Raw genomic sequence first — 13,486 nt, forward strand, 5'->3', positions numbered from 1 at the left:
TAGTGCTCATCAAATGCTCGGGCAACCACCTTTAATCGTTAAAATATACTCTACTCTAGATTTAACAGAATGGCTTGTTTCCCTGATTTTATATGCCCCTTTGTTAGCAATTAACTTTTTACATATTTGAATGTCCTTCGTCAGCATTTCAATGTCATTTTTATCGATATCCTCTTCAAATTCATTGTTTTCCAGATTCAATCTAAAATATATAAAATCAGCAATTTCTTTGTATTTTAAACTCTCTATTGCAATAGTAAAAATATATAATGTTTTAGTAAATAAACTATCGTTTACAATTCTCCAATCTTCTTCTAGAATTTTTGCTGAAACCTGCGCTACATTTAACCCTTCTTCCTCAATATATTCCTCAAAGTCTATCACTATTGATGATTTTATTGATTCATAGCTTGCTAAGTTCATTTCCAACACTCCTTATTTCATATTATTAGAATAGAAATTCAAATCAATATTTAGTAACTTTATCCTGAATTCCATCATTAGTTTGGAACAGCAATGGCTTCGAGTATTTTTGCCTCTGTGTCATTAAATCTTGGAAATTCATCATCAACATAACAAAAAACAGGTCAATAATGGTAACATCTGACCACAATGACCTGTTTCCCATTTCACTCGGCACTGGTAGCCAATTCCTCTTAGCCACTTACTTCACATTTTTCTAACATCCATTTCTTTGCTTCATCTGATTTCAACAAAGTCGGCTTCTCCAACGTACCAATATTAATACTTTTAATATGAGCTTCTTCTATACCTTTAATATTTTTTAAAGTCACTCCGCTTAATAATGTTTCTTCAAATGTCGCTACACTTATATCTATATTTTCTAGTCTTGCCCAACTAAAATCCGTTAAGTAGAACGATACATTAATCAAATTACAATCTAGTAAATATGCATTTCTAAATATTGCTTCCCAACAATCACCTTTACTAAATCTACTGTTTTTAATGACACAGTTGGTAAAATCCGTATATCTAAGGTCTGATTTATAAAAATCACATTTATCTAAATATGCATTTTTAAATGTTGACGAGGCTAATAATGATGTGTGAAAATCAATGTTTTCCAGTCTGAGATCATCAAAAGTACACTCAATCAAATATGCTTGTTCAAGCAATATATCGGATAAATCAATACTTCTTAAGTCCACTTCATCTAACTTTAACATTTCGCCTTCTTTACCAATTGTCTCAACCCACTTTTTATGCAAATCAAACTTCCTATTAAGATTCCCTTCCATTTTCCCACTCCTTAAGGATACCATATTATTTTATCGGTTACTCCTTCTTCATCAATTGTTTTCTTGAGTTGTTCAACATGCTCAGGCTCCATTTTTCTTGTGTCAATAATTACGTTGTTCCCATTATCAAATTCTTTTTGTAGCTTTTTCATACCTTGTTTAATAGTAAAGGCACCCTTTTTGGGATTTGTTATAGGAATTCCATTGTCACCACTTGGGTATGATTCAAAGCTTTTCACGTCCCACTTTAAACCTGATGAAGTATCTATAAACTCTGCTCCATTTTCTCCTTGAGGATCACGCACTAGCTTTCCCAATTGACCTCTTTCTTCTACTGCTAATCCAACTTCCCTTTCTCTGATATTTTTAGGTTCTATTTTCCCATTACTTGCTGGATCTCGAGCTAAGTCATCCAATTCCTTCTGAGTTCTACCACCCGTATAATTTCCAGCCTTATCGTAGAGGTTAGGTTTGTTACCTTTCCCCCTCCCCTCACTCCGCCACACCTGCCCCGGCACTTCGACCGGGCCAGAGCCGCCCGGCGTTGCCGGGATTAACCGGTTTGGGTAAGGGTTCATCCCTGGAAATTCCCAATGCTTTAAGGCATCCGGCACTTTCTTGACCGCATCGGTCAGCGGGTCCATCACCGCGTCGGCCAGCTTACCGACCATGCCGCTCTTGGCGATAGGTACGCCCGGGACGAGGATGGATGCGGCGTTGCCGAGCATTTCGGCTTTTTGCTCCGGGGTGCCTTCATTGAAATCATGATACATGGCTTTGGCTGCATCCACCAGAACTTCGGGGTGATTGACGAGATAAGCCACCTTGTCCATCGTTTCCTGAGTCGTCTTCTCCGGGTCGATGACGAAGTCAAACGCGAACTTGGCGGTGTCCACCACACCCATTACGGTAGATTCGATCAGACCGCCTACGAAAGCTTGGGTCACCTGATCGGCCTGCACCACTATTTTGCGCCATTCGGTCATGCCGTAGGTGTCTTCCAGCCAACTGTAATAGGCGGTGTATATGACTTCAGAATGTTTACTGGGATCATAGACCTTGTCCTTGAAGTAGGCAAAGGTCGTCTCGTTCTCTTTGTTCTTAGCTGTGATTGGCGTGCCGTCCGGCAACGTCATCGGCGGTCCATGGAGCCGCTTATACTCTGCCACCTGACGCTCCAGCTCGCGAATCTGTTCCGCTCGAACCACCGCTGCCTCGATGTCCTTATAATTATTCTTCGCCCACGCGCGGTATTTCTCATTCACCAGTCCTAAGGTGATAGCGAACCGCAGTTCATCACTGGCTGGCACCGCTGATCCGTCCGTCAGCAGCGGATTATAGGTGCAGGCCGATAAGGGGGAGCCCTTGTATTGTGTCCACAGGTCGGTCTTCGTATAGAAGCCCGGATCCACGCCCAGCTTCTGCAGCAGCTCCCGCTGACGTTCTGCATGTTCGTTCGCGGACTTCATATAGGCCTTGTTGCCATACTTCTCATATACAGAGTACGCCGCTTGACTTCGTCCGATTTCCCGCAACGCCTCCGCAATCCTGGACAATTGTTCCCGCGCCTGCTGCTGTTCGGCGGAACTACCGGTTTCTCGCTGCCGGAACAGATCGGAGATGACTGCATCTGCGGCAAAAAGCTGCAATTGTCTGTTCACCGAAGTGTCCCTGACGTTCCGCAGTAGCTCCTGAATCATGCGGCTAAGTGTCGGCGGATGACGAAGGACATCCTGAATGCCACGCCCTGCCCGGTCCCGTATGCCTTGCAGCCACCGGCTGAACATGCTGCCCGCCTGCTTCCAAGTGAAGGCCGGTGTCGTATGAACCAGACTCTGTGCCTTCGTCTCGGCAGCTTGATATTGCCCGGCCGCCCAGCGTAACGCCGATTGCTTACGCTCTATCTGGTCATTAAGCGACTGCGCCTCCCTTACCAGCTCCTGCAGCAACCGGACCGCCTCGCGGGAGGGAGACTGCACATAACTTTCCGGATAAGCAGCTTGCACCGAACGGACCAAACCGCCAACGCTTCTATCGGTACCGGTGACCTGTTCCTCCAGCACACGGTTCAAGCGCTTCAGTCCCTGTTCCAGCTCCAGTATCCGCTTGATGTCCACCTGCTGCTGCATGCTTCACCTCCAGAGATGCATCAGTCATACAATGAAATTATATATTTCTAAGGTCGACAAGAATTCCTGATCTCACCGTCTTTTAAAAAATCCATTCTAAAGCTCTCCACATTCTAATCTTCTGAAATTTCGTGCAGCCTTTTTAAGAATTCCCCAAAATCCTTAGAAAGGAAAAACATATTGCCCATATCTTCAGGGTCTTCATCATGAATCCAGAAATACACATGTCCAAAATGCGCTTCAGTAAGACCTAAGCATATCTGATTACCACCAGAATCATCTGCAATCGGAATAAATCCCGCCTCTAATATCTCATCAAAATTATGAATTTTTTTGTCTAAATCGTCGTACATTTCACCAATGCCATAAAAAACATTTACCATACCCATCCCTTGTTCTCTTGAGATAGTAAAGTAATAGGGTTTAGGATATCCCCCATTGTGTTTCAATAAAAATTCTCGATATTGTTGGGGAAGTTGAAGCCCGTTTATTCCTTCAAAGTCTCGGAGTCTAGATTCTGTTAAAACTTCACAGCTCCCTTGAATCTCCAATTCTAGTCCCCTCCTGTTCCATTTACAGTGGACTGTCCGCTCATTGGTTTGTTGGTTTCTACTGTTCATCATCGAGTGCATCCAGAACTTCATCCCTAATGTCTTGGGGCTGAATTCCCCTAGTCATTACCCCGGAATTGCGCGGCCATCCATGTTTGCCACATACTAACTCATTATGGTGATAGCTGATCCTTCCACCTCTCTCAAACAACTTAATAATAGGGTCATATAGATCGTGAAACTTCAGAGCCACAGGTGTTTTTTTGTCCACCACGTATGCCCATTCAAGATAAAAAGTGCAAAGATACTCTGTAACCCAACCAACGTTGGAGTTTACTAATGCATTACATTCTTCTTTTATATGTGCAGGTGTATCAAAATTAATTACTTCTGCTGCATTAAAAACAGCACGTCTATTATCATCCTTGGAGTTAAAATCCAAAAAAATATTCCCCCTTCTTATAAACTCGGTAACTAAGATTATATAAGAGGGTTTATCTATGCCATTATTTTTCCAATTCATGTTCATTATTTTTTTCTTGGCTTGTTCAAAGTTAGACTTCAATTTTCCCACCTCATTGTAAGAAATCCAATGCCTCAAGCCACCCGGCACTTTCTTTACCGCATCGGTCAGCGGGTCTTCATTATCATCCAGTTGAATTGCTATAAATAGTCCACCGAACCCAAGTATCTCAGGTAATTGGTTAATATTGTAGCTTCAGCAATCTCCCCGGTATACTTAAAGTTAAAAAGTAAAATAACTGCATTAATATCTCTAGGTAATTCCTCCTCCACTAGTGCATTAAATTTCGGGGCAATTTCATTATCATAAGAGAATCCTTCAAGTAATAGATTTAGGTTATTATTTGCCTCTTCATAATAGTCTGCTTCTCTTACTGCATCATCATATCTGCGAATCTCAAAGTGATTAGCAAATATGGATGGGATAAAATCTCCTTCATCGGAATAAGAGACATTAAGTAATCTATCCAATTCCTCGAAAGATTGAACATCTCCAACCCACAAAGACACGAATCCTTCCTGTTCCATGTTAAGTCTCCCTAAGTTTATAGTCCTTCAGGCACAGCGTATCCCCACCCTTAACCCACCCTCAGATCTGTAATTAGCCACATATCCATGGCTTTTTACTCTTCCCTGTATCTATTAAAAACAATATATAAAACAAAGCTACCACCTCTATTTTGTTATGGAATTATTCTTTGAATACATTTCCATCATTATGAATTATCCCAATTATAATGCATATAGGATAAAAAAAACCACAACACGGGCGGCTAGCTCGCATTGTGGCATGGAAGGTTGTATTTTATAATCTTCTTGCTAGAGTTATATTTCTAATCTGTTTTTTATTATTTCTAATAGACTGTGGATCTTAACATTATCTTCTGGATGATCAACAAGATGTTTCGCACTAAAAATAACTAAATAGTTATAAAATTCATCATACTCCATTACTGCCATTACATCTTCGTCACACGCTGGGGGCTCTCCTATAAAGCACACTTTCTTGTCTCCAATGTAGTACTTCTGCTCTGGCTCATGATAGGTAGAAAATTGTACTTCTAACGGACCTGAGCCATATCCGTGTCTCTCATTATCACCAAAGTATTCCAAGGATTTCGGGAAATTAATAATCCAGAAATAAGATTCAACCAGTTTATCAATTTCGTTTTGTTCTGTAAGTATTCTATGCATTTCTTTTTCTCCCTGTTAATCCTTGATTGCAATTAACTACTTATTAAAATAAGTCACCATATCTTCTTTAGTGTAAATGTCCGTATTCAGTATATATCCAAAGAAGTCTGCCACAATATTCTTATTCTCTGGATTAATACTATGGAATCGGTCTAGGAAGTGAATAATTAAGTCCTCATCCACATTTTCAATCGGGGCAGGTAAATACCTTGCACCTTCAAGAATATATGCTTGTTTGTTCACAAAAGAGACAGCATCTACAATGCAATCCCATTTCGCTTCATTTTCTTCATGTTCATCCATTTGCATTTTTATAAATAATCCCCCGAACTCTGTACCATCATCTAATAATGCGTATATTTCATCTCCAGCAGGTATTTTTGTTTCTAACCATCTCCAACAAATATCTAAAGCATTTCGAGCATCCTCAAAAAAATTATTGTCACTAAACGATTGAACAATAAACTCACTTAGTCCCAAGTAAAATATTATCTTCTTATTAATTGGTAATATAGACCAATCATTCACTTTGCATCCAGTCAATTCAGTATATTCCCATTCCTTCACGTCCACGCCCCCTCTCGAATGAAGATCAGATCAATTACGGCGGCAACTGACTATAATCAGCTTGTTTAATGTAAGGGGTTTCATAATTCCGTTAAGATATTTAGAAACTCATCAAAGGTGTTACTTGTAAAATAAGTTACAGGGTCTAAATCTGATGATTCTTCATGATTCCAAACGCAAACAGCAGGCTCTGTTTTATCAGTATTGCTATAGTCTAAACACACAAAGTCCCCTGCAAATAGAGCAGCTATTGGTAATAACTCAGTACCTACTAAGTTTTCGTCTGCCACGATCCTCTCATCTAACTGAGTTCTAACTACTCCGATATCGTAGAATTCATCATCGCTCTCCCCGATTACCTTCAAGATACATAAAAACCTATCAATTGTATAACTATGGTTGTTACACCTAAAGCTAGCTTTTACAGGAGAAGCACCATTACATATTTTAATAAATTCTTTATATTCATCCGGCAATTTAATTCTCCACTTATTTTCTTTTTCAGTCAGCAGAACATCATCCGGCAAAGGATATATTATAGTTTGATCTTTAACTTCCATGTCTCTACCTCCTAAACAATATTATCTTGGTGCGTCAGCCCATATACCTGCCGTCCGCCCACCATTATGAGGTTGTAATATTGTTGGTCAAATCAAATTGCTACATCTTGGTACCCCACCCTAGCTACTTCTTCATTCATTAGACGTATACCAATTCCGTTTTCTTCATCCCATGTACAGTCAAATGTTAGTCCAATAGATCTGGCTTCAAACCGTTTTGCAGCTGGCACATAAATTCCAACTAGTTTGATATTTTCAAGAAGTTTATCATTTGTTTCAATTAAAGGGTAATTTTTATCATATGAAGTGTCATACCCAAGTTCAGAACGCTTCTCTTTGTAATAATCTAAAATTGGGGTCAGAATACTTTGCTGAATCTCTCTCCAATTTTCTCTCAAAGTGTTATATGAAGCATACTGTTTTTCAATAAATTCACCATCTTCTTCACCATCTACCATCAAAGCAACATTGACTTGTTCGCCAAAAAATTCAATTGTGATCAGACTCACTGTCATCTAATACACACAAAAATTTCTCAATAAGATATTCCTGCTGCTTAAAACTAAAAACATTAGTGATTGGTACAACTCCATTATTTTCCTTAATGAAAATTCTATAAACTTCGGGAAATGAAACTCTCAAGCTTCGTTCAACTGCATCTAATAACTCATCACTCGGCAATGGTAAAACAACTGTATTAACATTCATTCTCATTTTTCCCACTCCTTTTTTTATCTTTTAGTTCGGCACTGAGTATCCCCTACCACTATTTCGTTACAATAACTAATCCACCTTCAAACCTAAAATGTAATCTACTGAATGTCTTGTAACAGTTTTTCAATATCATTTTTATGTATATGTAGAAACAAAATATATTGTTTTAGTAAACATACTAACATTTACTCTTCTCCAATCTTCTTCAAAAATTTTCGCTGAAACTTGCGCCACATTTAAACCCTCTTCTTCGATATATTCCTCAAAGCTTTGTATGATTCTGACTCAATAAAACTACTCTTAAATTCTTAGCTTCTAAACATACTATTAATTCTCCGTTTTTAATCTTATCAGTATTAATTTCTTCTACTAATTCAGCTATTGAAGCCATAAGTAAATCTCCCCCCTTTTTTTCAATTGTATTAGTTTTTAGGACTCTTATAGCACCAATCTGGGTCATACGGTAACGATTTTAGTTTTTGCATATCCTCCCAACTGTAGGCCCAATCATAGCCCGCGACCCAAAAGTAATCATCGGGGTTTAATTTCAGGTATTCATATATAAAGCGAAATATCAATTCTTGGGCACCATAAATCTCCTCAATTCCACCCACCTGATACAGTGAAAGACTCGGATCCAAGCCAAAAATGAACTCGTTATTATCATAAGTGATCTCGTAGTTATCCAGTCCATCAACATAAAATATAAATTGCTGATTATTCTCATGAACCAAAGGCTGATCAGTAACATTTAAGGTTGTATATAAGAACTGTTCATTCTTATATTTTTTATAGTTATCAAAATACAGTCTAGCATCTGCATGAAAAGCAGCTACTATCGTGTCGCTTAACAATTTTTCAGGGGTATACTTTTCTTGCTTCATTAAAATAAATGCTGACGTTCCCATACTACTTTATCACCTCTCCTAATTCGTCCTACTCTCTAAATCAACGTTATCTAAATTTTCATCTGAAATATCAATAGCATGTAACTTTGAATATTGTTCACGCCAATTATCTATAGGAAATGCACCAAAACCATAATCCAAATAGATACCCTGATCAAGTCTAAGAGTTCCCCCCCTTTCAAAATACTTAATCAATGGCTCATAAATATCTTGATATTCATCATTAATTAGTTTTTCTTCTCCAACTAAAGCGACCCATTCAAGATAACGTAAACATATTGTTTTACATAATAGATTTGGTTTACCTGATTCAGAAAAAATACTAGTGATAATATCCTCTAATTCTAGATTAGAGCCCAACACTTTTGCAGGACTAAAGAAAGGTCCGGATTCAATTGAATACCTCTCCAAAAATAGTGAACTTCTCCTCAAATACTCAGCAATTAAAAGTTCACTTGATTTCTTTTTTGTTTCAGAAGTTCCCCAAGCAATATTCGAGATTCGTGTTATTGCCCTTTCCAAGAAATCAATCATACAATTCACTCCATTTGAGATTATAGAATTTATTAGGCTTCGCTTGTTAGTTCTTTATATTTATTCTTAACTGAGTTCCAAGTACTCTTCTAGATACTCAACCTCATGCTCATCTAAGCTGTCCCGATAATTAACCTTATCTGACAAATCTAAGACTCGCTGCATATTAGTAATATCTAGTTCACTACTGCTACTTCATAACCTTCAGATTTTGAAATCTTGTTGATAACTAATTCACTCAAAGAAAGGAGATAGACTACCTTGGCATCCACATTTAAATTGTCGAATTGATTCATTATTTCGCACCACTCTATGCTGGGGTTATAAACAAAAAGTTTCACAACTAGGACAACGCCATACACTGTTCCCGTTGACATCTCCATTCTACCTATACAATTTTAAACTTTCGTTTAATTGCATATAGTCGAGATTCAATTACATCCTTATCATCAGAGTGCTTTAACAAATATACTTTACTTGCTTCCTTAAGATAAACATAGAAACTGGAGTAATCTAGTACGAAGGTTACATCTTCATCAACTGCAGGACGGTCAAAAAAATAACAAACCCCATCTTCTCCGAAGTACCCTTCTTCCCACTCTTCTAGCTCACTTGCAAATAAACACCAGATATGCTCATTACCAAAACCCTGCCCGTTACAATACTTTTCCAACGCTTTAATAAAGTTCCCATCTCCGATAGAAAAATAATAAAGATCGATCAGTTCTTTTTCAGAAATATTTTCATTTGTCATATCGTCACCTCCCTATTTCCCCTCAAAACATCCTTAACATTTGATGCATTTTCCAAATATACTGAACAGGCTGTCCGAAAGGCTTCTTAATCATGTAGTTCAACAACCTCCTCTAAAGTTTTTCATTAGGTTTTAAAAACAGGAATTCTCTAGGTTTGATAATTTCTTTGAAGTTCTCATTATCCCAAAATCCAGTATTATTATTAATATAGATCACTTCATTTAACCTTACTAAATAAACTGTATCGCCATTAAACTCAAAAATGCAGTTAGTGCTGACCTTATTCATGATTTCAAAAACAATAGTTAACATATTAACTATTGCTTGTTCCCATTCAAAGAACTTGTTAATTCTAAAACTTAAATCTTGTCGATTGATGAATTCATCCAAGAAGTACTCCGACTCATAACCGTAAAGTGACTTAGAAGTATCCATTAGCGCCAATGAAAACCCAAGCCTATCATATGTTTCAGTTATTCGAATCCCTTCTGACATTTTTTCTATTTTGTTCATGTCTAGTATCACACCCAATTTTTCCAGTTCAATACTGATATCAATATTGGATAATTGTATCTCTTCTAACATAAATGAATATTCTATAGCCATTAATATAACCCCCCGTTTTATGGAAGTAAGTCAATTACCTTTTTATCTTTAGTTATTACGATGACTTCATCTAAATTCTTTATAGGCCAATCAATAAATTGCTTTTTCAGTTCACTTAGATTTCCATTCCAGTCTCCAAGAAAGCGAACATAACAAAAAACAGAGTAATTATAGTAGTATCTGACCATAATCAACCTGCTTTGCGTATCGCAATAGCTTTATTTAGGTTACAAAATAAAAGCAATTGATATGCATACTTGAAATCAGCCGCCCTACTGGAGTTGAGATAAGAGCAAAAGTTGTCAGACTTCCATCCCTTTTTACAACCATTATAGCTCGATCTGGAAAAATTTATGTACCATCAGGTAAAAACCAGCACCTTCTTACATCAGACGGAAGGTCCACATAGTAAGCCCCTGGGCCTCTTTTCGCTCTCCAACATACCAATATTTAAAACTCCGTTCATGTACATTATTCTGTTCAATGTAACGTAGAATGACGCTTTGATCGCTGTACAATGTCTCATTATACAGTGCTTCATCGAAGCATATTCAAAGATCGCTCTGCTGATCATACTGTCTGACAAATCAGCCTCATCAAAAACCGACCCCAAAAAGTATCCTCCGGCAAGGTCGCTATGATGCAGAATGTTTTTTTTGAAATCCGACTCCACTATAATGGAATCACTCAAATCGGCATGGGGTAAAATTTCTCACCAAGCTGGCCGTTGGAGTCTACCCATGTCTTATGGTTCTCTAAAAGATGAGCAATGTTCATTTAATCCCCCCTTGCTGATTGGCCCTCTCCACAATCGACTTTAGTTTTCTCCAAGTTCAGCTAATCTGTCAACAATTCTATATTGAATGTATAGTATAGTGCTTAGCTAATTCGCACCTAAAAATGTGTTTACAATTGTCTCATTTGCTGGATGAATAATAGCCACTCCATCAGACCATTCCGTTCCATCAATATTCAAAGCCCGCCCGCAAGTATCACATTCTAAAATTAATTTTTTCTCCGCTGCAACAACATAATTCAACTCATCATCTTTACACCTGGGACAATGTAGTGAAACTGATTTTTCATGTCATTCAACCATTGATATACTGCCATACTCATCATTCTTTTCTATTTTGTCAGAAGCGTTGCTCCTTCAATTTCTCTAAACGATAGGGTGATGTGACAGTTAAGACCTATGCAAAAAAGAATCCCCGCACAACGGCTGGGGACATGTTAGCCAAACAACGGCAAGTATTTACGATAGTAATTAATCCATATGATCGTCCGATAGCCGTCAATCATACTGATTTAGGAATCGAGCAACTTTTGCTAAGACTTGATTCCGATGATTTAGTCTTCTCACGGGCAAGAATAGTTGAATTTGCTTGGCTTCGTTATCTCCCACCCGCTTAATATATGATGCGCTGTACTGACTGGCTTATTTGGTTACTAAATTACAATATCCTGGTATCCAACATCAACCACCTCTTCATTCAATAAACGAAGTCCCAACCCATTTTCCTGGTCCCATGTGCAATTAAAAAGTATTCCAATATCTCGACCTTCTCTTATATCTCCATATGGGACCACAATTCCCTCTAGAGCAATCATTTCAAGAATTTGGTCATTTGTTTCGACTAACGGATAATTTTCTTTCTGATCGATATCGTAACCCAATTCATGTCGCTTTTGTCGATAATAATTTAAAATTGGTTCAAGAAAACTTTCATGTAATTGCTCCCAACTCTTCATTAACGCTTGGTATGCCGCGTACTGTTCTTCATCAAATTCCCCATCTTCTTCGCCATCAATCATTAATGTAATATCAGTTTCTCTTCCGAAAAAAGAATAGTAGTATCCTTAGACCAACTATAGTTATACTCAAGATCACCAAAGATTGGATCATTTTTTTTCATTTTATGATCTCCTTTTGTTTATTTGGCAAAACCTCCAGGTTCAAATGCCCCTGCATTAATCTCTCCTACACCGCCAAGATGTCCAAACGTACTGTTAATATTTGTTGGCACTAGTTGCATTGTTTTTACATCATTTAATTCATGCCATGTTAAGTTGTTTTTTTCACGATAGATCTTTATATCCCTTGCACTAATTTTACCCGAATCCATTCCGAATTGGCGTGCTAATTCAGGAGAACTATTGAGTTGCTCAGCCAATTTTGAATCTGATTGAATGAAATTTTCCTTCGTGCTTTTCCTCCATAAATTCCTTTTCCGCCTAGCATATATTCGATTTCTACTTGCGCTTTTGCTACAGGTGAAAAGTCAGGTACAACATTTTTATATTGTATACCATCAATGCCAGCCTCATTTAATACTATTTGTACTTCAGAATCAGGTGGCGGCTTAAGAGTACACTTAGATTCGCCCCTAGTTCCTTCAAAACCAACCGTTGGATTTTCAGGTGCAGGTGTCTGACTAAGTCTTGCTTCGTAAGAACTGGCAAATTCAGTTTGCTTGAAAGCAGGCGGAGTATTGTCAATCTTACCCGTCCCCTCACTCCGCCACACCTGCCCCGGCACTTCGACCGGACCGGGGCCGCCCGGCGTTGCCGGGATTAACCGGTTCGGGTACGGGTTCATCCCTGGAAAATTCCAGTCCTTCAAAGCATCCGGTACTTTCTTCACCGCATCAGTCAGCGGGTCCATCACCGCGTCGGCCACCTTGCCGACCATGCCGCTCTTGGCGATAGGTACGCCCGGGACGAGGATGGACGCGGCGTTGCCGAGCATTTCTGCTTTTTGCTCCAGGGTGCCTTCATTAAAGTTATGGTACATCGCTTTGGCTGCATCCACCAGCACTTCGGGGTGATTGACGAGATAGGCCACCTTGTCGATCGTTTCCTGCGTCGTTTTCTCCGGGTCGATGAAGAAGTCGAACGCGAACTTGGCGGTGTCCACGGCACCCATCACGGTAGATTCGATCAGGCCGCCTACGAAAGCCCGCGTGACTTCATCCGCCTGGACCACTTTTTTGCGCCATTCGGTCATGCCATAGGTCTCTTCGGCCCAGCCATAATAAGCGGTGTACATGACTTCGGAATGTTTACTGGGATCATAGACCTTCTCCTTGAAATAAGCATAGGTCGTCTCATTCTCTTTGTTCTTCGCTGTGATTGGCGTGCCGTCCGGCAACGTCATCGGCGGCCCATGGAGCCGCTTATACTCCGC

General features: G+C 39.0%; 17 protein-coding genes and 2 pseudogenes. All 19 read right to left on the bottom strand.

The window, feature by feature from the left end; translation table 11 throughout:
* Positions 1-9: 9 nt before the first annotated feature.
* Positions 10-423 (bottom strand): hypothetical protein, encoded by a 414-nt coding sequence (locus C162_RS33535; RefSeq protein WP_036702338.1) that lies wholly within the window; start codon positions 421-423, stop codon positions 10-12.
* A gap of 233 nt (positions 424-656) precedes the next feature.
* Positions 657-1,259 (bottom strand): pentapeptide repeat-containing protein, encoded by a 603-nt coding sequence (locus C162_RS33540; RefSeq protein ID WP_036702340.1) that lies wholly within the window; start codon positions 1,257-1,259, stop codon positions 657-659.
* A gap of 11 nt (positions 1,260-1,270) precedes the next feature.
* On the bottom strand, positions 1,271-3,388 hold the full coding sequence (locus tag C162_RS33545; protein WP_036702341.1) for a hypothetical protein: 2,118 nt from the start codon (positions 3,386-3,388) through the stop codon (positions 1,271-1,273).
* Between the two features lie 113 nt (positions 3,389-3,501).
* Positions 3,502-3,939, bottom strand: coding sequence for an SMI1/KNR4 family protein (locus C162_RS33550; protein WP_036702343.1), 438 nt, complete (start codon positions 3,937-3,939; stop codon positions 3,502-3,504).
* Between the two features lie 58 nt (positions 3,940-3,997).
* Positions 3,998-4,504, bottom strand: coding sequence for a hypothetical protein (locus C162_RS33555; protein ID WP_036702345.1), 507 nt, complete (start codon positions 4,502-4,504; stop codon positions 3,998-4,000).
* Positions 4,505-4,602: 98 nt separating this feature from the next.
* Positions 4,603-4,989, bottom strand: a complete 387-nt coding sequence (locus C162_RS33560; protein ID WP_036702347.1) for an immunity 22 family protein — start codon at positions 4,987-4,989, stop codon at positions 4,603-4,605.
* 297 nt (positions 4,990-5,286) lie between these two features.
* Positions 5,287-5,655: a ribonuclease toxin immunity protein CdiI gene (gene cdiI, locus C162_RS33565; protein ID WP_036702348.1), complete on the bottom strand. Its 369-nt coding sequence runs from the start codon at positions 5,653-5,655 to the stop codon at positions 5,287-5,289.
* A gap of 36 nt (positions 5,656-5,691) precedes the next feature.
* Positions 5,692-6,222, bottom strand: coding sequence for an Imm6 family immunity protein (locus C162_RS33570; protein WP_051494126.1), 531 nt, complete (start codon positions 6,220-6,222; stop codon positions 5,692-5,694).
* An 80-nt stretch (positions 6,223-6,302) separates the two neighbouring features.
* Complete coding sequence (locus tag C162_RS33575) at positions 6,303-6,782, bottom strand: SMI1/KNR4 family protein (RefSeq protein ID WP_036702350.1); 480 nt, start codon at positions 6,780-6,782, stop codon at positions 6,303-6,305.
* Between the two features lie 92 nt (positions 6,783-6,874).
* Positions 6,875-7,297: a DUF6985 domain-containing protein gene (locus C162_RS33580; RefSeq protein ID WP_051494127.1), complete on the bottom strand. Its 423-nt coding sequence runs from the start codon at positions 7,295-7,297 to the stop codon at positions 6,875-6,877.
* The gene (locus C162_RS35825) at positions 7,272-7,496 is read right to left on the bottom strand and encodes an SMI1/KNR4 family protein (RefSeq protein ID WP_084649129.1); all 225 of its coding nucleotides are present in this window, start codon (positions 7,494-7,496) and stop codon (positions 7,272-7,274) included. The genes C162_RS33580 and C162_RS35825 overlap by 26 nt, the downstream gene beginning before the upstream one ends.
* A gap of 262 nt (positions 7,497-7,758) precedes the next feature.
* Positions 7,759-7,887 (bottom strand): hypothetical protein, encoded by a 129-nt coding sequence (locus C162_RS37410; RefSeq protein ID WP_268748827.1) that lies wholly within the window; start codon positions 7,885-7,887, stop codon positions 7,759-7,761.
* 31 nt (positions 7,888-7,918) lie between these two features.
* The gene (locus C162_RS33585; RefSeq protein WP_036702352.1) at positions 7,919-8,404 is read right to left on the bottom strand and encodes a hypothetical protein; all 486 of its coding nucleotides are present in this window, start codon (positions 8,402-8,404) and stop codon (positions 7,919-7,921) included.
* An 18-nt stretch (positions 8,405-8,422) separates the two neighbouring features.
* Positions 8,423-8,938: a hypothetical protein gene (locus C162_RS37280; RefSeq protein WP_235218608.1), complete on the bottom strand. Its 516-nt coding sequence runs from the start codon at positions 8,936-8,938 to the stop codon at positions 8,423-8,425.
* A 388-nt stretch (positions 8,939-9,326) separates the two neighbouring features.
* Positions 9,327-9,692, bottom strand: coding sequence for a ribonuclease toxin immunity protein CdiI (gene cdiI, locus C162_RS33600; protein ID WP_036702356.1), 366 nt, complete (start codon positions 9,690-9,692; stop codon positions 9,327-9,329).
* 112 nt (positions 9,693-9,804) lie between these two features.
* Positions 9,805-10,299, bottom strand: a complete 495-nt coding sequence (locus tag C162_RS33605; RefSeq protein WP_036702357.1) for a SitI3 family protein — start codon at positions 10,297-10,299, stop codon at positions 9,805-9,807.
* A gap of 388 nt (positions 10,300-10,687) precedes the next feature.
* Complete coding sequence (locus C162_RS37750; RefSeq protein WP_442792491.1) at positions 10,688-10,972, bottom strand: pentapeptide repeat-containing protein; 285 nt, start codon at positions 10,970-10,972, stop codon at positions 10,688-10,690.
* 776 nt (positions 10,973-11,748) lie between these two features.
* Positions 11,749-12,215: pseudogene (locus tag C162_RS33615) on the bottom strand (DUF6985 domain-containing protein).
* Positions 12,216-12,233: 18 nt separating this feature from the next.
* Positions 12,234-12,991, bottom strand: a pseudogene (locus tag C162_RS37515) (HNH endonuclease).
* Between the last annotated feature and the right edge of the window lie 495 nt (positions 12,992-13,486).

It is taken from the genome of Paenibacillus sp. FSL R7-269 (genome assembly GCF_000517865.1).
GTDB lineage: Bacteria > Bacillota > Bacilli > Paenibacillales > Paenibacillaceae > Paenibacillus_AQ.